The following is a 16,863-nucleotide window of genomic DNA, read 5'->3' on the forward strand; positions in this document are numbered from 1 at the left end:
ATAGACCGTAAGCCTTGTTCGGCGAATAACCGATTACGATAAGGCGATGCTGAAACTCATCGACAGAAACTGGCAACGGGTCGTGTCGCGGCTCACGCGTGCCAGCGCTGTTTACGCTCTGATCCTGTCCGCGGGCATCGCGAATGCTGCGATCGATACGACATCGCTGGAGTCGATCGCCGAACGAGCAGGGGCGCTGGCACGAACCCATAGCTTTCTGGTCGCCATCGATGGCAAAACCGTCGTCGCACGCGGTTATCGCGGTCACGACGTGGACGCCACCGCGAATATCAAGTCGTTGTCGAAGACGCTGATCGCCACACTCGTCGGCGCGGCCATCGATCGCGGCGTGATCGAGAACGTGGATCAGCCGATCGGCGAGCTGCTGGGGTCGCGCATGCCGCAAAACGTGGATGCGCGGGTCGCGGAAATTACCGTCGGACAGCTGCTGTCGATGCAGTCCGGGCTGGAGCGTACCTCCGGGGCCAACTACGGCAGCTGGGTCGCCAGTCGCGACTGGGTGGCGAACGCGTTGCGGCGCCCGCTCGTCGCCGAACCCGGTACGCGCATGCTCTATTCGACCGGCAACAGCCATATTCTGTCGGCGATTCTCACCCGTGCGAGCGGGCGCAGCACGTTGGCGCTCATGCGCGACTGGCTCGGCGAGCCGCTGGGCATCGATATTCCGGCCTGGACGCGCGACCCCCAGGGCATCTATTTCGGTGGCAACGAAATGGGCATGACGCCGCGTGCGCTGCTCGCCTTCGGCGAAATGATCCGTCGCGGCGGCACCGTCGGTGACCGGCAGATTGTGTCCTCCGACTGGATCGAGGCCAGCTGGCGTGGGCGAACCCGTTCGATCTATACCGACGATGCCTACGGCTACGGCTGGTTCACCACCGAGCTTGCCGGCGTGACCGCCCACTACGGGCGCGGTTATGGCGGGCAGGTTCTGTTCGTGGTGCCCTCGCGCGCCATGACGGTGGTGATGACCTCCGACCCGACGCCGCCCTCGAACGGCAGTTATTTCGGGCGGCAGGCCGAAATCGTCGCAGCGCTCATCGACGCGGGTTGATTGCAAGGTCGAGGCTGGCTGCGCTTACCGCAGCAGTCTTCGCTATCATGCGCAGCTGACTGTATCGACAGGGAATAATCATGCCCAGCCAAGATGCCGGCCTCTCGTTCGTTTGCCTGGGCACCGGTCGCGGCGCGACGACCGTTTATAACGGGGAGCCCAGCAGTGCGGTTGCCTTGCGTATGGATGGGCATGACGTGCTGCTGGTCGATATCGGTTTTGGCGTGGTGCGGGCGTGCCAGAAGTGGCTGGGTGCGATTCCGGATACGATTCTGGTCACGCACAATCACAGCGACCACGCGGCCGAATTGCCGGTGGTGCTGGCGGCCGAAGCGGCTAGCGCGCGTCGCCTGCGGGTTGCCGCCGAGCCGACGGTTGGTGCACGCCTGAAAGCGCATCGCCTGCACGAACTGGAAAGCACGGGCGATCCGCTGACCACGTTCTGCCAATGGGTCGATACGCCGGCGGGGCAGGCGTGGCCGTTAACGTCTCGTCTGTCGCTGTGTTTGCTGCGCGCGCGCCACAGCGAGCCTTGTTTCGGTTTCGTTGCCAGCCTCGACGGCGAGCCGATTCTGAGCTACGGCGGCGATTCGGCGGCCGACACCGACTACTACGATCAGCTTTTCGCCGCGCCCAACGTGATCCTCGACGCCCGTGCAACCGGCAACGACGAGCATGCCGATTTCGAGATGGTCGCGGCTTATATCGCGACAAGGCCGGCCCACCGGGTATGGATTACCGGCTATGGTCGACACGATCAGGCGCCCGCGCACATGACGGCGATCCATCCCGGCGACACGATCACGCTAGGCTCACGCGCCGCATGAACAGTACGCGCCTGGTCGAATGGCTGGTGGTCGCGCTCTACCGGCTTTCGCCTTATGCCTGGCTGGACGCGGGCATGGCGCGGTTGGAGCGTATGCGGGGCCCAGGCTGGCGGCAGGCGCGCTATGTGGCCTCGGAAGTCTATATCGTCGGCTGGCTGGTATTGGCCGTGCTGCTGTGGTGGCAGTACGAACATGTCCCGGCATGGCTCGTCGTGCCGGCATTGCTGCGTGTGGCCGGTATTCTCAATAAGGAAATCGGGGTCATCCTGTTCGGGCGTTGCAAGATCACGCCGGGGCGTATCGTGGCCGCCACCGGCCGCACCATCGTGCTCGCGCTGGAAAACTATGCCACCGCTGCGTTCTTGATACCAAGATCGGCCGCTTTGATCTGCCGCATGGCCAATCCGGCATGCTTGAGGGCGGCCATGCGCTGATCCAGTCGCTGTCCGTTCAGTTCTCCATGAGCGGTGCCTACCGGCCGCTGGATCTGGATACCTGGATACTGGTAATGAGCCAGAGCGCATTCAGCTTCCTGTTCAGCCTGATCGTGATTTCGTTGTTCGTATCGCTGCTGGATATTGGTGCCGACCGCCATTGAGCGACCGCGGCGTTGGAGGATCGGGCAAACAATCGACAGCCCGCGATACGCATTGGCTTGCGAATACCACTATGCTCGGGGGTGTTCATTCATAGCCTGTATGGAGGCTTCGTGGCTAACACAGTCAAGACCATCAACCCGGCGACCGGCCAGGTCATCCGCGAATTCGACACGATTTCCGATCAGCAGCTGCAGGACAAGATCGAAAAGACCCACGAGGCCTTTCTCGACTGGAAGCAGCGCTCCTTCGACGAACGCGGCAAGCTGATCCGCAAGGTCGGCGAACTGCTGGTTGAAAACCAGGATCGTCTGTCCAAGCTCATTACAGAGGAAATGGGCAAGCCGATCAGTCAGGCCCCCGGCGAGCTCAAGCTCTGCAAGGGCATCTGTGACTACAGCGCCGACAACGCGTCCACCTTCCTCGCCGACGAGGAACGCGACCTGCCCGGCGGGCGTGCCCTGGTCAGCCATCAGCCGATCGGCGTGATCTTCGGCATCCAGCCGTGGAACTTCCCGTTCTATCAGGTCATTCGCTATACCATCGCCAACCTGATGGCCGGCAACACCGTGCTGCTCAAGCATGCCCCCAACGTCTGGGGCTGTGCCGAGGCACTGGAAGACATCTTCCGTGAAGCCGGCATGCCCGAGAACGTATTCAACGTCCTCTACATCCAGGAAGACCAGGCCAGCCAGGTCACCGAGCATCCGCGCGTACGCGGCGTAACCTTCACCGGCAGTGCCGCCACCGGTCGCAAGATCGCGTCGGCCGCCGGCCAGCATCTCAAGAAGACCGTGCTCGAACTGGGCAGCAACGACGCCTTCCTGGTGCTCGAGGACGCCGATATCGACAAGGCCGTGGATGCCTGCGTGACCGGTCGTATCAACAACAACGGCCAGACCTGTGTCGCCGCGAAGCGCTTCGTGGTCGTGGATGCGGTCTACGAGCAGTTCCGTGATGCCTATCTCGCCAAGATGAAGCAGATCGAGTTCGGCGACCCGAGCGACAAGAACACCCAGCTCGGCCCGATCGCCCGTGAAGACCTGCGCGACAACCTCCATGCCCAGGTCAAGGAATCGATCGAAAAGGGCGCGAAATGCCTCACCGGCGGCGAAGTGCCCGATCGTGAGGGTTATTTCTACCCGGTGACCGTGCTAGAAAACGTCACCCCCGGTATGCCGGCCTACGACGGTGAGCTGTTCGGCCCGGTCGCATCGCTGATTCGTGCCAAGGACGAGGCGGACGCGATCCGTATCGCCAACGATTCGGTCTACGGTCTGGGCGGCGGCATCTTCTCGGAAGACGAAAAGCGTGCCGAACTGCTGGCCCGGGATCATTTCGATACCGGCATGGTCAGCATCAACGGCTACTACATCGCCCAGCCGAACCTGCCCTTCGGCGGCGTCAAGGACAGTGGCTATGGCCGCGAACATGGCGGCTTCGGCATGCGTGAGTTCGTCAACAGCAAATCGCTGATGATCGCGCAGTAACGCGCTTGCCCAACGTCGTCCGCGTGACGTCGTGAAAGCCCCCGGCATGTTTTGCCGGGGGCTTTTTTTGTGCGTGTTCGTACGTCGGTGACGGTTCGGAAGGACCGTCCGCGAATGAACGCGAATAAACGCGAATTAGGACGATGGTAGGCCCCGTGCCGTGGTAGAAATGACCCTGACCGCACGCGAAGCCGGTCGAACATTCCGGCCGGGGGCAACCATCATTTATTGGCGCTCATTCGCGTTTATTTGCGGATAGAAATTGTCTTTCAGGCAAACGGCAGCGCGGTCGAATACGGGGGCTGTGCCCTGCGCCAGCACGTGCTCCTTATACCAACGGGCTGCAGTCAGGCCGGATCGGTCAGAGACAGGGTGCCGGTATGGGCCTGGCGCGATCGGTCGCGGGTTGGGGCCACGCCGAAGTAGCGCTTGTACTCGCGCGAGAATTGCGAGGCGCTTTCGTAGCCCACGGCATGGGCCGCACCCGCCACGTTTTCCACCTGGCTGGCGAGCAGGTCGCGGGCGGCCAGCAGGCGAATACGTTTTTGATACTGCAACGGCGACAGCCGTGTGACCCGCTTGAAGTGGTGGTGAAAGCTCGATGCGCTCATGTGCACGCTCGCCGCGAGATCTGCCACCGACAACGACCGCGCATAGTCGGTATGCAGCTGATTGATGGCCGTGCCGATACGCGCATAGGCGCCGCGCTCGTGGATGAGCCGTCGCAGCAGATGCCCCTGGGGGCCACGCAGGGCCTCGAAGATCACCTCGCGCACACGCGTTGCATACAGCGCCCGCGCCGACAGCTCGTCGTCCAGGCAGTCGAGCAGTCGTGTCAGCGCATCGGTCATGTTCGTATCGAGCGCCACGGCCGCCATCGGCAGTGATTCGGTATCGGTCGGGTCGGTCGCCGGCCAGGCGTGCTCCGGCAACGACGTCACCAGCTCGTCGAGCACATCCGGGTCAACGCGCAGCGAAGCGCCCAGCACCGGTACATGGCTATCGCCCCGGGTTTCGCATTCGAAAGGCACCGGCATGGCCTGTACGAGATAGTGCCCGGCGCCGTAGTGGATGACCCGATCTTCCAGATAGGCCGTCTTTTCGCCCTGGGCGACGAATACCAGCGAGGGCTGGTAGACCTCGGGCTGGCGAATGGTGCGCCCGGCATAGCCGAGCAGCGACAGGCCGTCCAGCGCAGTCGGCGTAAAGCCGTCGCGGCTGATATGCGGCGCGATACGGGCCGCCAGCTGTTCGAACGGGCCGTGCGGTTGCTCGCTACGGTACATATCGACCACGAATGTTGAGTCCCGACAAATACACGGCGCAATTATGCCTGTATCGGCCGGCACGGGCGGAATACGCCTGAATGTTGAGCTGCGCGGCGACTGTTCTATCATGGGTCTGTATTCGTGGTGTATCCCAGCGCCGCGCAAAGGCCGCGGCAGTGAAAACGGCTGGGGAGCCAGTGGTCTGGGTGCCGGACACGTCATCGCGTAACCACGCTTTTCGGAGACGCCGTGCCTACGCTTGCCGCAATCTATCGTTATCCCGTCAAATCCACGGCTGCAGAGGCGCTCGGCACGGCCCGTGTACAGCAGGAAGGGTTGGCCCATGATCGGCGCTTCATGGTGGTCAAGCCTAACGGCGCATTCGTGACCGCCCGCAGGTATCCGGTTCTGCAGACGATCACCGCACGCTTTGATGGTAATCGCCTGACCCTGGTTCACGACGATCAGGTTGCGGTGGCCGAATCCGTCGCGCAATTCGAGCGCCAGCGTTTCGAGACCGGCGTGTGGGCCGATGATTTCGCGGCCTGGACCACCACGCTACGCCTGGATGCCTGGGTGAGCCGAATCATCGGCGAACCCGTGCATCTGCTGTGGCTGGGCGAGCAGTCGCCGCGCTTTCGCGACACGCTGGGCGTACGCGTCAGCTTTGCCGATGGCTATCCGCTGCTGCTGACCAGCGAGGCCTCGCTGGCCGATCTCAATGCGCGTACCGATGGCACACACGTCATGGCCCAGTTTCGCCCTAACGTCGTGGTCAGCAATACCGAGGCTTTTGCCGAGGACGGCTGGACGCGTATCCGTATCGGCGAGGTGGTGTTTCGTGTCGACGCGCCGTGTTCGCGCTGCGTGATGATTACCGTCGACCCCGCCTGCGGCGAGCGTCGTGATGATGGCGAACCCATGCGCACGCTGCTGGGCTATCGCAAGGGCACGGATAACCAGGTGTACTTCGGGCAGAATCTCGTGGCCGAAAATGAAGGCGAGATCCGTATCGGTCAGACGGTCGAGGTGCTGGACTGACGCGCCGATCACGCCCATAGCGACCCACATGATTCGTGTCGCCGCCGCCGTGCAACGCCCGCCGCAGGTCGGCCCGCGGCGGGCGGTCGCCTCGCCCGCTGCAGGCTACGGGCGGTTTGTGGACTCGGGCGTCTTGTCCTTGCTTTCGTCGTGGACGATCGGGTTCTGGCCCTTGTAGCCGCCCACTTCGTCTTCCTTCACCGGCGACTGCACCCGATAGCCTTCCTCATGGGCTGCATAGCCGCCCGCCGCACCGGCGCCGGCTGCCGCCAGCACACAGCCCTGCAGGCCCAGGCTGGCCGTGGTGAGCATCGCGATCATGATCAAGGTGGCGAATTTGCGCATCAGTACACCTCGGAGGGTCGAAATATCGGCCCAGTATGCGTGCCCAATCTGAGCCGGTGCTGAATACAGCAACCCACGGCGGGGCACCACGTTGGCATCACTCGTCGGCGGATTCGCCGCCGCGCCAGTAGCGCTGCATCTCGATATACAGAAAGGAGGCGGTCCAGGTGATCAGCATCAGGCCCGTCAGCGATTCGATGCCGGTCAGATAGCGCAGGCCGGCAAGTGGATGAATATCGCCGAAGCCGAGGGTGGTGAAGGTGGTGAAGGAAAAATAGGCACAGTCCAGCAGGCTGCCGTCGAACTGACCTTCGAAATGACCAAACCCGCCCCAGGACAACATCGCGTAATAGGCCAGGGCGAACAGCCATACCTCCACCGCGTGCGCACACAGCGCGCCGAACACCCCGAACACGATACGAAACCGATGCGCGGCCGGCAGGCGCGGCATGAGCCGGGTCATGCGGTAGAGAAATTCGTAGTGGATGAATACCGCGAGGGCCACAACGAAGATATTGATGGCAATGATGGTCGGCAAGGATCGAACACCCGGGAAGTCGGTGATCGCCAGCCTAGCGCGGCACGTACGGCGTGGACAGTCTCCGCGGCCGCACTGCGGCATACTCGATTGCGCTAGAGTTGAATGCCATGTGTGGGCACCGGGCATGCCTGAACGGGGGACGGCATGGCGAAGAACATACTGATCTTTTCGGATGGTACGGGCCAGATCGGCGGGCTGAGGCCGGACCAACGACTTTCCAACGTATACAAAATGTATCGGGCCATGCGGGCCGGGCCCGACTCGCCGATCGATCCGAGCCGACAATTCGCGTTCTACGACCCGGGCCTGGGTGCAAGCGAAGGCCGCACCAGCAAGCGCGAGCGGATACGGGATGTGCTGTCGTCGGCGCTCGGTACCGGGATCGACGATAACGTCATCGATTGCTATGCCGCCGTGATTGCCCAGTATGAGCCGGGCGACCGGGTGCTGTTGTTCGGGTTCAGCCGCGGTGCCTATACCGTGCGCGCGCTTGCCAATGTCATGAACCTGTGCGGCGTGCCGACCGGCGATGGCAACGGCCATGCCGTGCCGCGCTACGGGCCGAAGCTACGCAAGATTGCCGCCGATGCGGTGCGCTATGTCTACAATCACGGCGCGGGCAAGGATCGCGCCCGCTATCAGTACGAGCGTGAAACCAAGGCCCAGCGGTTTCGCGACCGGTACGGCTGCGACGGCCGTGGCTCGGGCGGCGAGCCACAGGGCAATGTACAGCCGTGCTTCGTCGGCGTATTCGATACCGTGGCGGCGCTGCAGAGTCGGTCTGCCATCGCGCTAGCGGTGGTCTGCGCATTGGTGCTTATGGCAACGACCCTGGCCGGGTGGCTATGGCTGGGTGGTTGGCCGGCGCTTTTTTTGAGTGTGCCGGCGGTGCTTGCAAGCGTGCTGGCGGTGCGGGTGCTGTTCCGGCAGTTCAAGTATTTTTTTGAAGACCCGGATCGGCGCTTACGCTGGTGGCACCCGATCGACTGGGTGGATGCCTACCGGCACGGCCATTTCGCGCTCTGGACGGGAAAACACTACGACCGCTATATCGATCGCGACGTGCGTTTCCTGCGCCATGCGCAGTCGATCGACGAGGCGCGGGCGAACTTTGCTCGCGTCGAATGGGGACGGCCGGAAGATATCGCCTGGAATCATGAACAGGGCCGCGACGACTGGATGCGACAGCTCTGGTTCGCGGGCAACCACTCGGACATCGGGGGCAGCTACCCCGAGCATGAATCACGGCTGTCCGATATCGCACTCGACTGGATGGTGGCCGAACTCGACGCCGCCATGCCGGGCACGATCGCGATACGACGCGACGTGCTGTTTCGTTTTCCGGACGCGTTGGGGCTGGCGCACGACGAACGCAAGCAGCTGCTTTTCATGCAGCCTCGCTGGCTGCGCGCCTGGACCGGAGATCGACTGACCTGGCCGGAAAAGCATCGGCCTGTGCCCGTCGACGCGCCGTTGCACGACAGCGTACTGCAACGCTTTCGAGCGGCGGCGGTAGCGCATGCCGATGTCGTCAAGCCCTACCGGCCGCCCAATTTGGCGCACCACGAGGCCGTGGCGGCTTTTTACCGCTAGGGTTCGCTTGGGTTTGCTGGCCGGTGCCAGCATGTCAGTCGTTGCTGATAACATCGACGCTACCTGCCTGCTGCCGAATTGATGAAACCCATGCACGTTCAAGAATTCGCAGGATCCAAAGCCGAGGCGTTGCTCGACGCGCATGTCGCTTACCTCGCCACGCGTTTGCAGGGCGATGCGCTCGAACGCGAGTACGAACGGCGCGTCGACTGGCTGCTCGCCGATGCAGCACGCCTGCGCCTGGGCGACGTCGTCAGCGAAGCCTCGATCAAGCAGACCGCGATCGACTATGCGGCCGATATGAAACTCGGTGGGGGTATCCCCGTGCTGGTGGGCGATATCGCCGCGGCGATCTACGAACATCCGGTGCACGAACACACCACGCTGGCCGAGCTGCTGCCCGATCGCGAGTTCGAGGAACTGCTCGACAAGCTGCTGGAAATGCAGCGACTGCGCGAAGAAATCATCCACCATTCCGTGTCCACCCCGGTGTTCGCCAATCTGGTTGCGCAGCTTCTGTATTCGGGGCTGCGTGGCTATCTAGCCCATGGTCAGCGCGTGGCTCGTCGTGTGCCCGGTGCCGGTATGGCGATGAAAGCGGGGCGCGCGCTGCTCGATCGGGCGCCTTCGAGGCTGAGCGCGGCGATCGAACGCGGTATTCGCGACTACGTCGAGCGCTACACGCGCAGCGGTATTCAGCTCAGCGAGGCGTATCTGCGGGCGGCCTTCGAGTCGGATGAACTGCGCCAGGCCGTGCTCGACTTCTGGGACGACCACAAGCATCGCTCCGTGGCCTCGGTGCGCGACGTCGCCGGCCAGCTCGATATCGAAGAACTGTTCGTGATTGGCTACGAATACTGGCAGCGCCTGCGGCGCACGCCGATCTATCGCGAACTTATCGAAAACGGCGTGGAAGTATTCTTCGATAGCTATCGCGACGTGACCCTGGCCGACCTCCTCGCCGACATCGGCGTCACTCGCGAGATGATCGTGCGCGACGGCATGCGCTTCGTGCCCCAGGTCGTCGAGGCACTCCAGGCACGCGGCATGCTCGAGCCGGCTATACGCCGCCATCTCGAAGACTTCTACCGCAGCGACGCGGTCGCCCGTATTCTGCGCGACCCGGCTGGCTGAAGCGGTCGCGAGCCCGACTGCCTGTCGGGCTCGCGGATCGATTCACGGCCGGTTGAGGGTTAGAACATGGTGTTGTCGTTGGCAGCCTCTCCCGGCACGGCCTGAATCACGTCCCAGTGTTCGACGATCTGGCCGTCTTCAACGCGAAAGATGTCCACGACCGCCTCGCCGCGATCGTCGGCATCGGTCGTCGAATGCACATGCAGCCATACCAGGTCGTCGTTGGCAGCGGTGCGTACGATACGCGCCTTCGAATCCGGGTGGTCCTTGAAGAACTGCTCGAAGTAGTCGACGAACGGCGCCTTGCCATCGGGCACCTGGGGATTGTGCTGGCGATAATCGTCGGCGACAACGCTCGCCGCCTCGCGGACTTCGTGGTCGTTGAAGAAGCGGTTGTAGAAGTCCACCACCAGGGCGCGGTTTGCGGACTGCAGGTCTTTTGCGTCGCCCGCGTGCTCGTGCGCCTGCGCCGGCCGGGCCAGGAGAGCGGCCAGGGCGAGTGGCACGACCACTACGGCCGTTCGCGAAAACTTGATCGGTTTCATTGCGGATTCTCCGGTTGACTTGCTGGACGGTCTCAGTAGCCGACGGTGAAACGTTGGCGCACATGAGCGGGCTGTTCCAGTTCGTCGACCAGCGCGATGGCATAGTCCTCGAATGAAATGCTTGAGCCCTCGGCATGAGTGAGCAGTTCGTCCTTGCCCAGACGAAAGCGCCCGGTACGTTCGCCGGGAACGAATTCCGCCGAGGGCGACAGAAACGTCCATTCCAGGTCGTCGACGCCGCGCAGATAGTCCAGGAATACGCCGCCGGCGCTCGCTTCGGGTTTGTAGGCCTCGGGGAAGTCCGGCTGGTCGATGACTTTCTCACCCGGGGCGACTTCCAGGCTGCCCGCGCCGCCGACCACGAGATAGCGGGATACGCCGGCATCGCGTACCGCACCCACGAGAGTCGCCGCGTCGCTGGCAGTGAAGTGCACTGCGCTGATGACTGCATCGTGGCCCTTGAGCAACGCGGCGAGGGCGGCGCGATCGTTGGCGTCACCCTGGACGGCGGTCACGTCGGGCAGGGCGGCGATTCGATCGGGGTGACGGGCGATCGCCGTGATCTGGTGTCCGCGATCGGAGAGTTCCTTGAGAATCCGGGAGCCGGCATTACCGGAGGCACCGACGAGAGCAACATGGGACATGACTGCATCCTTCAATAAGTATGTAAATAAATATTGGTCTAATTAGTAGACCGTGGGCGTAATCTATGCCACCGTTGACTGCGGTACAAGACGTCATTTTTTCGTGACCCGGTCATACCCGGCTGACCCTCGGGGGTTGCCGACAAGGAGACAGCCCATGACTAAGACCTCGAAGGACGCGAACTCGCCTGCGTCGGATCCGTTCGTGTTCGAGCAGCCCTGTCCGATTCGCGATGTGCTCGATCGCATCGGCGATCAATGGAGTCTGCTGGTGCTCGAATCGCTCGCCCCTGCGCGCCGCCGCTTCAGCGAGCTCCAGCGAGCTATCGGCGATATTTCGAAGCAGATGCTCTCTCGCACCCTCAAGCAACTCGAACAGGACGGCTTCATTACGCGTACCGTCTACCCCGAGGTGCCGCCGCGGGTGGAGTACGAACTGACCGAGCTCGGCCGTTCCTTCGAGCAGCCGATGCGTGAGCTCGTACAGTGGGCCGATAGCAACCATCGGCAGATCGTCGAAGCCCGGGCACGCTATCGCGCCACGCGATGACACAGACTTTGAGGCGCGCCGGGCGAGCGATGCCTGCCGCGTTACACTGCGCGCCGCTTCATGCAGTCCAGAGATTCACGATGCTTGCCAGAGCCCGCTGCGCGCCAACGCAGCGCCACGATTCGCCCGGGGTTGATAAGCGATGAGCTATGCCGTCAAGGAGATGTTTCTCACCCTGCAGGGCGAGGGCGCCCAGACGGGTCGCGCCTCGTTGTTCTGTCGCTTTGCGGGCTGCAATCTCTGGAGCGGCCGGGAAAAGGATCGCGGCCACGCCATCTGCCAGTTCTGCGATACCGATTTCGTGGGCGTTGACGGCCCGGGCGGCGGCCGTTTCAAGAATGCCGAGGCCCTTGCCGAACGAGCACGCGAAATCTGGGATGAGACCGCGAACCAGGGGGGCACGCCCTATATCGTCTGCACCGGCGGGGAGCCCTTGCTCCAGCTGGACGATTCGCTCATCGACGCCCTGCATGCGGTGGGCTTCGAAATCGCGGTGGAAACCAATGGCACCCTGAAAGCGTCGCCGGCCATCGACTGGGTCTGTGTCAGCCCCAAGGCCGGTAGTACGCTCGTGCAGACCCACGGCAACGAACTCAAGCTGGTCTGGCCCCAGCCGGGTTTCACGCTCGAGCAGTTCGAAACGCTGGCCTTCGAGCGCTTCTATCTACAGCCCATGGACGGCCCGGCGCGCGAGGCCAACGTGGCCACCTGTATCGAAACCGCCCTCGGCCGCCCACAGTGGCGGCTGTCGCTGCAGACCCACAAGATGATCGGCATCGCCTGAGTGATTGACGGGTGCGGCTGGGCGCCAGTGTGGCTGAGCACCGACAGGCCCGCGGGTGAGGTCGCTCATGACGGGTCATCCGTCGACCTCGCGGCTTGCGTAGAATGGCTGCGCTAGAGAGGCGGTATCCGCGTAAAAACGGACTGAGTACGGCCACCATCCGCCGCCATTCGTCTATCTGCCTGGAGACGTCTTGACCGCAGCCTATCGTATCCGTCGTCAGATCGGCATCGACGCCGGCCACCGCATACGCCTGCACGGCAGCAAGTGCCGGCATCTGCACGGCCACCGCTATACCGTGGAAGCCGTCTGCGAGGCCGCTGAGCTGGCCGACGCCGGCGAGCAGACCGGCATGGTCCTGGATTTCGCCTTTCTCAAGGACGAAATGCTCGGTGAGATCGACAGCCCCTGCGACCACGGCTTTATCGCCGAAGCGGCGGATACCGAACTTCTGGCCTTGTTTACGCCGGCGGGCACCGACCCGGGCGAATTCGCGCAGGCGCTGGCGGAAGAGGTAAACGCCCAGGGCTTCGCCGTGTCGACTGATACCGCGTTGGGCACGAAGCTCTATGTGATCGGCGCACCGCCGACTGCGGAAAACCTGGCACGCCACTGGTTCGAACGACTGGCGCCGCGGGTGGCACAACGCAGTGCCGGCCGAGCCCGGCTGACGCGCGTGGTCGTCTGGGAAACACCCAACTGCGCAGCCGAATGGCCCTGAGTTGAAGCGCAGACGAGTCTAAGCGTCGGCGGGTGCTTCGAAGATGACGGGAAAGGCCGCATCCGAGCCGTTGCATTCGCTTCGCGCGCGATACTCGCGCAGCCGGAAATCGCTGCCCTCCCATTGCCAGCGGCGGGGGCCGCCGCAGTCACCGAGGCCACGATCCTTGTACTGGTCGGACAAAATACCGGTTTGCGGATCGAATGCAGGATCGAACAGATCCGCGGTGCCGGTCCAGCTCTGGTCGCGCCATAGGGCGAACAGTAGGCGGCGCGGGGCGCCATCCTCGGGGACAACGACCGCGTTGTAGGCCGTCTGATAAGAGCCGCGAATGCAGGGCACCAGCCAGAGCATGCCGCCGGCATCGGGCAGCGCATAGCTGCGTGCATCGGCGGCCAGGGCAGGGTCGGCCGTGCCGTCACAGGCGAGTTCGGTTGCCGGCGCCGGGCGCGCCTCTACCGTATCGGCACGGGCCCATGCCGCCTGGCTCAGCGCCAGGGCGGCGGCCAGCAGGCCCGACGTCAGGACAGCCAATCGATCAGTACGCATGAGGCGCTGCGCGGTTGTGTATGGCCAGCGGGATTATAGGCAGGCAGCAAAGGCGTCGCTATCGAACGAGCCGATTAACCGGCATCAAAACAGCTGACTCTGTCAGCCGTTTTCAACGCTTTCAAAAATCAAGGCCGGCGCGTGTCCGCCCCTGATTTCCAATAGCTTCGCGGCCGTCGGCCGCGCCGAAGTGACTCAGCCATAAAGTGATGTGTGTTCGTTCAATTCGTAGCGGCGCGACCCATCTACCGGCCCGGATAGCCGTCGTAAAAAAGTGATCCCCGGTATGATTGCCGCGCCGGTGCGTATTGTCGGCGGGGGACGGGATAAACGACGGCACAGACGGGGACGGGTAGACGTGCGATCGGAAGACGAGTCGAGGCATCCACTACTGGGGCTGTGGTACTGGCTGATAGAAGGCGATACACAGTCGCCCGAACAGCGCATGAACCGAAGTTTTCTGTTCTGCGCCGCGGTCGGCTGCTTCAGCGGCGCAATACTCAATTATTTCGCTGGACTGACCGACATAATCTATATCGTGACGGTCACGATCATCGGCGTCGGCCTGCTCGCCATGTGGGTGTATCTGCGGCGTGGCCACGACGCCGGGCATTCGGCGATGGTGGCCAGCTGCCTTGTGGCCATTGGCCTTCTGCCGCTCAACTGGTTTTACAACCAGGGCACGCAGGGCCCCAGCCTGCTGCTGTTCCTGGCCGTGGGCGGCTATGCCTTCTGCCTGCTGCTGGTCGAGCCCATGCAGCGACTCGTGATCGCGCTGCTTTTTCTGATGGTGCCCTACGGGCTGATCTACCTGGATTACCGCTTCCCCGACTGGATCGACCCTTACCCCTCGGATGCCGCCCACGCCATCGATGCCGCAGCGACATATACGATCTGTGTGGTGCTGCTGCTGGTCATGGTGAGCGGTTTCTTTCGCCGTTTCGAAAGCGAGCACCGGCTGCTCAACGAGTACGCCGAAAAACTGCGCGAGGCGGGCCTGCGCGACAGCCTCACGGGGCTGTTCAACCATGGCTCGTTCTACGCTCTCGCTGATGCCTATTGTCGCCAGGCCGAGCAGACGCCGAGCGAGCCGGGCGCGCTCATCATCTACGATCTGGACTACTTCAAGACCGTCAATGACACCTACGGCCACGTCTACGGCGACACCACCCTTAAATTCTTCTCTCGCGTGCTGCGGGAGCTGGTGGATGCACGCGGCGGTACCGCCGGGCGCTGCGGCGGGGAAGAGTTCGCGGTACTGATGCCCGGCGCGCGTCAGGCGGAAGTGCAAGAACTGGATTCGCGTCTGCGTGACGTGCTTGAGGCGCAACCGCTCGAATACGGGCCGGTTCGATTCAGCGGTGGTGTCGCGTTGGAACCGGCGGCGAGCATCAAGGCCTGGATGATGCGTGCCGACCAGGCGCTCTACGACGCCAAGTGCCGGGGACGCGATCGAACGGTTTTCTACCATCAATCCGAGACTGATGGCGTTGCATGAGGCCGGCCGACGGTAGGACTTGGGCTACGCCGATGCGTCCTCCGTGGCAACGCCGCGCCCGAGCCCGGCCAGCAACGCCATCGCGAGCAGAACGGCCGTACAGGCCACCAGAAACGCATCCGAGAATGCGGCGGTGGCCGCCGCGCCTTCGTAAAATGGATTCAACGCTGGCGCGGCCTGTTGCTGGCGGGCGGTGAGCACCGAGCCGAACACGGCGGCACCGCTGCCGGCACCCATGAAGAAGAACAGCTGATAGATGCCGAAGCCCACCCCGGCGATCTCGGGCGATAGCGCCTTGGACGCCGCATTCGCGGCCGGTGAGGTGACGCCCGCATAGCCGATGCTGGCAATCACCAGCGCAATGGTCACCATCCAGGGGGCGGCGCCCACCGCGAACGAGGACATGAACAATAGCCCGCACAGCAGCCAGGTCAGGCTGATGCCGAGTACCGGGCGCGGGCCGAATTTATCGGACAGCCGGCCGATCGTGGGGGCCAGCAGGGCCACGGCAATCGCCCCCGGTGCGACCACGAGGCCGGTTTCGAAGGCGGTCAGGCCCAGTTTGTTGATAAGCAGCAGCGGGGTCAGAAACAGCCCGCCGCCGATGAACGCGGCCTGGGAGAGCAGGGCGATCGCGGCCGCCGAAAGAAACTGGCGGTTGCCGAACAGGGCCGGCGGGGCAAACGGATGGCTGGCCGTGCGAATACGCCACACGAACAGCCCGATCAGCGCCGCTGCCAGCAGCAGCGCGCCCCAGGCGTGGGGCGCGGCCAGCCCGGAATGATTGGCCGCCGTGATGCCGAACAACAGGGAAGCCGCGCCGAGTGCGAGCAGCAGGCCGCCCGGCAGGTCGAGGCGGGCAAAGCGATGGGGCTGGCGTGCGCGCTCTGCGTTCAGATCCGGCAGGAAACGCCAGGCTGCAACGAATAGCAGGCAGATCACGGTCAACGTGCCGAAGAAAAGCACGCGCCAGCCAAAGGCGCTGACGCCAAGCCCGCCAATGAGCGGCCCGGTGGCCGCGCCCAGCCCGATCGCCGAGGAGAGCGTACCGAACACCACGCCCCGCTTGCCCGGCGCGAACAGCCGGGCGACCGAGCCGAATGCCAGAGAGGGAATTGCGGCAGCGCCGGCGGCCTGAATGGCGCGGCCGGCAACCAGCCAGCCGAAGCCGGGGGCCAGCGCACAGGTCAACGAACCGATGCCGAAGATCACCAGCGCCGAGAGAAACGTCAGCCGGAAGCTGTAGCTGTCGGACACGCGCCCGTAGAGCGCGACTCCGGTCGCAAACACGATCGAAAACGCCGTGATCACCCAGCCCGACAGGCTGGGCGAGACGTCGAGCCCGGTGCTGATGGTGGGGATGGCGACGTTCACCATGCTGTTGTTGAGCACGCTCGTGAACGCGGCCAGCACCATCACCAGCAGCAACGGATTGGTCAGCGGCGAGGCGGATGCGGTATCGGAAAAGCGATTCATTCAACGCGCGGGGTCGGAAAAACGGCGCTTACTGTGCCATGAAGCGGTTGCAAAAACGTGAGTCGTTACCGCGCTCGCCTGCCGTGATCGGTTCATGACGGGCGTCGGGATCGGAATCAACGCTTGAAAAAGTCCAGTCTGGCCTGCATGCACGACAGGGTAAGCAAGAACACGATACGAACAACG

Annotated in this window: 19 protein-coding genes; 12 read left to right on the forward strand and 7 right to left on the reverse strand. The window is 63.5% G+C overall.

The window, feature by feature from the left end; translation table 11 throughout:
- Positions 1-46 precede the first annotated feature (46 nt).
- From CMN27_RS03745 to CMN27_RS03765, 5 genes are all read left to right on the forward strand, one after another.
- A complete protein-coding gene (locus CMN27_RS03745; RefSeq protein WP_293624065.1) occupies positions 47-1,075 on the forward strand; it encodes a serine hydrolase in 1,029 nt (342 codons plus the stop codon).
- 80 nt (positions 1,076-1,155) lie between these two features.
- Complete coding sequence (locus tag CMN27_RS03750) at positions 1,156-1,902, forward strand: MBL fold metallo-hydrolase (protein WP_293624066.1); 747 nt, start codon at positions 1,156-1,158, stop codon at positions 1,900-1,902.
- On the forward strand, positions 1,899-2,336 hold the full coding sequence (locus tag CMN27_RS03755) for a hypothetical protein (protein ID WP_293624067.1): 438 nt from the start codon (positions 1,899-1,901) through the stop codon (positions 2,334-2,336). Before CMN27_RS03750 ends, CMN27_RS03755 begins: the two co-directional genes overlap by 4 nt.
- On the forward strand, positions 2,312-2,500 hold the full coding sequence (locus CMN27_RS03760; RefSeq protein ID WP_293624068.1) for a hypothetical protein: 189 nt from the start codon (positions 2,312-2,314) through the stop codon (positions 2,498-2,500). The genes CMN27_RS03755 and CMN27_RS03760 overlap by 25 nt, the downstream gene beginning before the upstream one ends.
- A 111-nt stretch (positions 2,501-2,611) precedes the next feature.
- A complete protein-coding gene (locus tag CMN27_RS03765) occupies positions 2,612-3,988 on the forward strand; it encodes an NAD-dependent succinate-semialdehyde dehydrogenase (protein WP_293624069.1) in 1,377 nt (458 codons plus the stop codon).
- A gap of 347 nt (positions 3,989-4,335) precedes the next feature.
- Here the strand turns inward: CMN27_RS03765 and CMN27_RS03770 are convergent, their stop codons facing one another.
- Positions 4,336-5,274, reverse strand: coding sequence for an AraC family transcriptional regulator (locus tag CMN27_RS03770; protein ID WP_293624070.1), 939 nt, complete (start codon positions 5,272-5,274; stop codon positions 4,336-4,338).
- Positions 5,275-5,505: 231 nt separating this feature from the next.
- Between CMN27_RS03770 and CMN27_RS03775 the strand changes: the two genes are divergently transcribed.
- Positions 5,506-6,297: an MOSC domain-containing protein gene (locus CMN27_RS03775; RefSeq protein ID WP_293624071.1), complete on the forward strand. Its 792-nt coding sequence runs from the start codon at positions 5,506-5,508 to the stop codon at positions 6,295-6,297.
- Between the two features lie 105 nt (positions 6,298-6,402).
- On the opposite strand, the gene CMN27_RS03780 is transcribed toward CMN27_RS03775, so the two are convergent.
- A complete protein-coding gene (locus tag CMN27_RS03780) occupies positions 6,403-6,642 on the reverse strand; it encodes a hypothetical protein (RefSeq protein ID WP_293624072.1) in 240 nt (79 codons plus the stop codon).
- A 97-nt stretch (positions 6,643-6,739) separates the two neighbouring features.
- Entirely contained in the window at positions 6,740-7,180 is a 441-nt protein-coding gene (locus CMN27_RS03785) for a potassium channel family protein (protein ID WP_293624073.1), read from the reverse strand.
- A 147-nt stretch (positions 7,181-7,327) separates the two neighbouring features.
- On the opposite strand from CMN27_RS03785, the gene CMN27_RS03790 reads away from it, so the two are divergent.
- Together CMN27_RS03790 and CMN27_RS03795 are read left to right on the forward strand one after the other, a co-directional pair.
- Positions 7,328-8,776, forward strand: coding sequence for a DUF2235 domain-containing protein (locus tag CMN27_RS03790; protein ID WP_293624074.1), 1,449 nt, complete (start codon positions 7,328-7,330; stop codon positions 8,774-8,776).
- A 90-nt stretch (positions 8,777-8,866) separates the two neighbouring features.
- Positions 8,867-9,910: a hypothetical protein gene (locus tag CMN27_RS03795; RefSeq protein ID WP_293624075.1), complete on the forward strand. Its 1,044-nt coding sequence runs from the start codon at positions 8,867-8,869 to the stop codon at positions 9,908-9,910.
- Between the two features lie 59 nt (positions 9,911-9,969).
- Here CMN27_RS03795 and CMN27_RS03800 read toward each other — a convergent pair whose 3' ends face one another.
- Both CMN27_RS03800 and CMN27_RS03805 read right to left on the reverse strand, forming a co-directional pair.
- Positions 9,970-10,455, reverse strand: coding sequence for a nuclear transport factor 2 family protein (locus CMN27_RS03800; RefSeq protein WP_293624076.1), 486 nt, complete (start codon positions 10,453-10,455; stop codon positions 9,970-9,972).
- A 32-nt stretch (positions 10,456-10,487) separates the two neighbouring features.
- The gene (locus tag CMN27_RS03805; protein WP_293624077.1) at positions 10,488-11,099 is read right to left on the reverse strand and encodes an NAD(P)-dependent oxidoreductase; all 612 of its coding nucleotides are present in this window, start codon (positions 11,097-11,099) and stop codon (positions 10,488-10,490) included.
- Positions 11,100-11,256: 157 nt separating this feature from the next.
- Here CMN27_RS03805 and CMN27_RS03810 point away from each other — a divergent pair, with 157 nt between their 5' ends.
- The 3 genes from CMN27_RS03810 to CMN27_RS03820 all read left to right on the forward strand — a co-directional run bounded on the left by CMN27_RS03810 (position 11,257) and on the right by CMN27_RS03820 (position 13,154).
- Positions 11,257-11,649: a helix-turn-helix domain-containing protein gene (locus CMN27_RS03810; protein WP_293624078.1), complete on the forward strand. Its 393-nt coding sequence runs from the start codon at positions 11,257-11,259 to the stop codon at positions 11,647-11,649.
- Positions 11,650-11,791: 142 nt separating this feature from the next.
- Positions 11,792-12,433, forward strand: a complete 642-nt coding sequence (gene queE, locus CMN27_RS03815; protein WP_293624079.1) for a 7-carboxy-7-deazaguanine synthase — start codon at positions 11,792-11,794, stop codon at positions 12,431-12,433.
- A gap of 193 nt (positions 12,434-12,626) precedes the next feature.
- Positions 12,627-13,154: a 6-carboxytetrahydropterin synthase gene (locus CMN27_RS03820; protein ID WP_293624080.1), complete on the forward strand. Its 528-nt coding sequence runs from the start codon at positions 12,627-12,629 to the stop codon at positions 13,152-13,154.
- 18 nt (positions 13,155-13,172) lie between these two features.
- Here the strand turns inward: CMN27_RS03820 and CMN27_RS03825 are convergent, their stop codons facing one another.
- Complete coding sequence (locus CMN27_RS03825) at positions 13,173-13,703, reverse strand: DUF1176 domain-containing protein (RefSeq protein ID WP_293624081.1); 531 nt, start codon at positions 13,701-13,703, stop codon at positions 13,173-13,175.
- Positions 13,704-14,148: 445 nt separating this feature from the next.
- Here CMN27_RS03825 and CMN27_RS03830 point away from each other — a divergent pair, with 445 nt between their 5' ends.
- Complete coding sequence (locus CMN27_RS03830; RefSeq protein ID WP_293624082.1) at positions 14,149-15,201, forward strand: GGDEF domain-containing protein; 1,053 nt, start codon at positions 14,149-14,151, stop codon at positions 15,199-15,201.
- Between the two features lie 24 nt (positions 15,202-15,225).
- On the opposite strand, the gene CMN27_RS03835 is transcribed toward CMN27_RS03830, so the two are convergent.
- A complete protein-coding gene (locus CMN27_RS03835; protein ID WP_293624083.1) occupies positions 15,226-16,677 on the reverse strand; it encodes an MFS transporter in 1,452 nt (483 codons plus the stop codon).
- Positions 16,678-16,863: the final 186 nt, after the last annotated feature.

Source organism: Salinisphaera sp. (assembly GCF_002729955.1).
In the GTDB taxonomy this organism is placed as follows: Bacteria; Pseudomonadota; Gammaproteobacteria; order Nevskiales; family Salinisphaeraceae; genus Salinisphaera.

What these genes read in the sequence shown, in the direction of transcription:
- CMN27_RS03790 (WP_293624074.1), top strand. Translation starts at nt 7,328, where the DNA reads ATGGCGAAGAACATACTGATCTTTTCGGATGGTACGGGCCAGATCGGC.
- CMN27_RS03770 (WP_293624070.1), bottom strand. Translation starts at nt 5,274, where the DNA reads ATGTACCGTAGCGAGCAACCGCACGGCCCGTTCGAACAGCTGGCGGCC.
- CMN27_RS03760 (WP_293624068.1), top strand. Translation starts at nt 2,312, where the DNA reads ATGCTTGAGGGCGGCCATGCGCTGATCCAGTCGCTGTCCGTTCAGTTC.
- CMN27_RS03800 (WP_293624076.1), bottom strand. Translation starts at nt 10,455, where the DNA reads ATGAAACCGATCAAGTTTTCGCGAACGGCCGTAGTGGTCGTGCCACTC.
- CMN27_RS03750 (WP_293624066.1), top strand. Translation starts at nt 1,156, where the DNA reads ATGCCCAGCCAAGATGCCGGCCTCTCGTTCGTTTGCCTGGGCACCGGT.
- CMN27_RS03835 (WP_293624083.1), bottom strand. Translation starts at nt 16,677, where the DNA reads ATGAATCGCTTTTCCGATACCGCATCCGCCTCGCCGCTGACCAATCCG.
- CMN27_RS03780 (WP_293624072.1), bottom strand. Translation starts at nt 6,642, where the DNA reads ATGCGCAAATTCGCCACCTTGATCATGATCGCGATGCTCACCACGGCC.
- CMN27_RS03745 (WP_293624065.1), top strand. Translation starts at nt 47, where the DNA reads ATGCTGAAACTCATCGACAGAAACTGGCAACGGGTCGTGTCGCGGCTC.
- queE (WP_293624079.1), top strand. Translation starts at nt 11,792, where the DNA reads ATGAGCTATGCCGTCAAGGAGATGTTTCTCACCCTGCAGGGCGAGGGC.
- CMN27_RS03810 (WP_293624078.1), top strand. Translation starts at nt 11,257, where the DNA reads ATGACTAAGACCTCGAAGGACGCGAACTCGCCTGCGTCGGATCCGTTC.
- CMN27_RS03805 (WP_293624077.1), bottom strand. Translation starts at nt 11,099, where the DNA reads ATGTCCCATGTTGCTCTCGTCGGTGCCTCCGGTAATGCCGGCTCCCGG.
- CMN27_RS03795 (WP_293624075.1), top strand. Translation starts at nt 8,867, where the DNA reads ATGCACGTTCAAGAATTCGCAGGATCCAAAGCCGAGGCGTTGCTCGAC.
- CMN27_RS03830 (WP_293624082.1), top strand. Translation starts at nt 14,149, where the DNA reads ATGAACCGAAGTTTTCTGTTCTGCGCCGCGGTCGGCTGCTTCAGCGGC.
- CMN27_RS03825 (WP_293624081.1), bottom strand. Translation starts at nt 13,703, where the DNA reads ATGCGTACTGATCGATTGGCTGTCCTGACGTCGGGCCTGCTGGCCGCC.
- CMN27_RS03755 (WP_293624067.1), top strand. Translation starts at nt 1,899, where the DNA reads ATGAACAGTACGCGCCTGGTCGAATGGCTGGTGGTCGCGCTCTACCGG.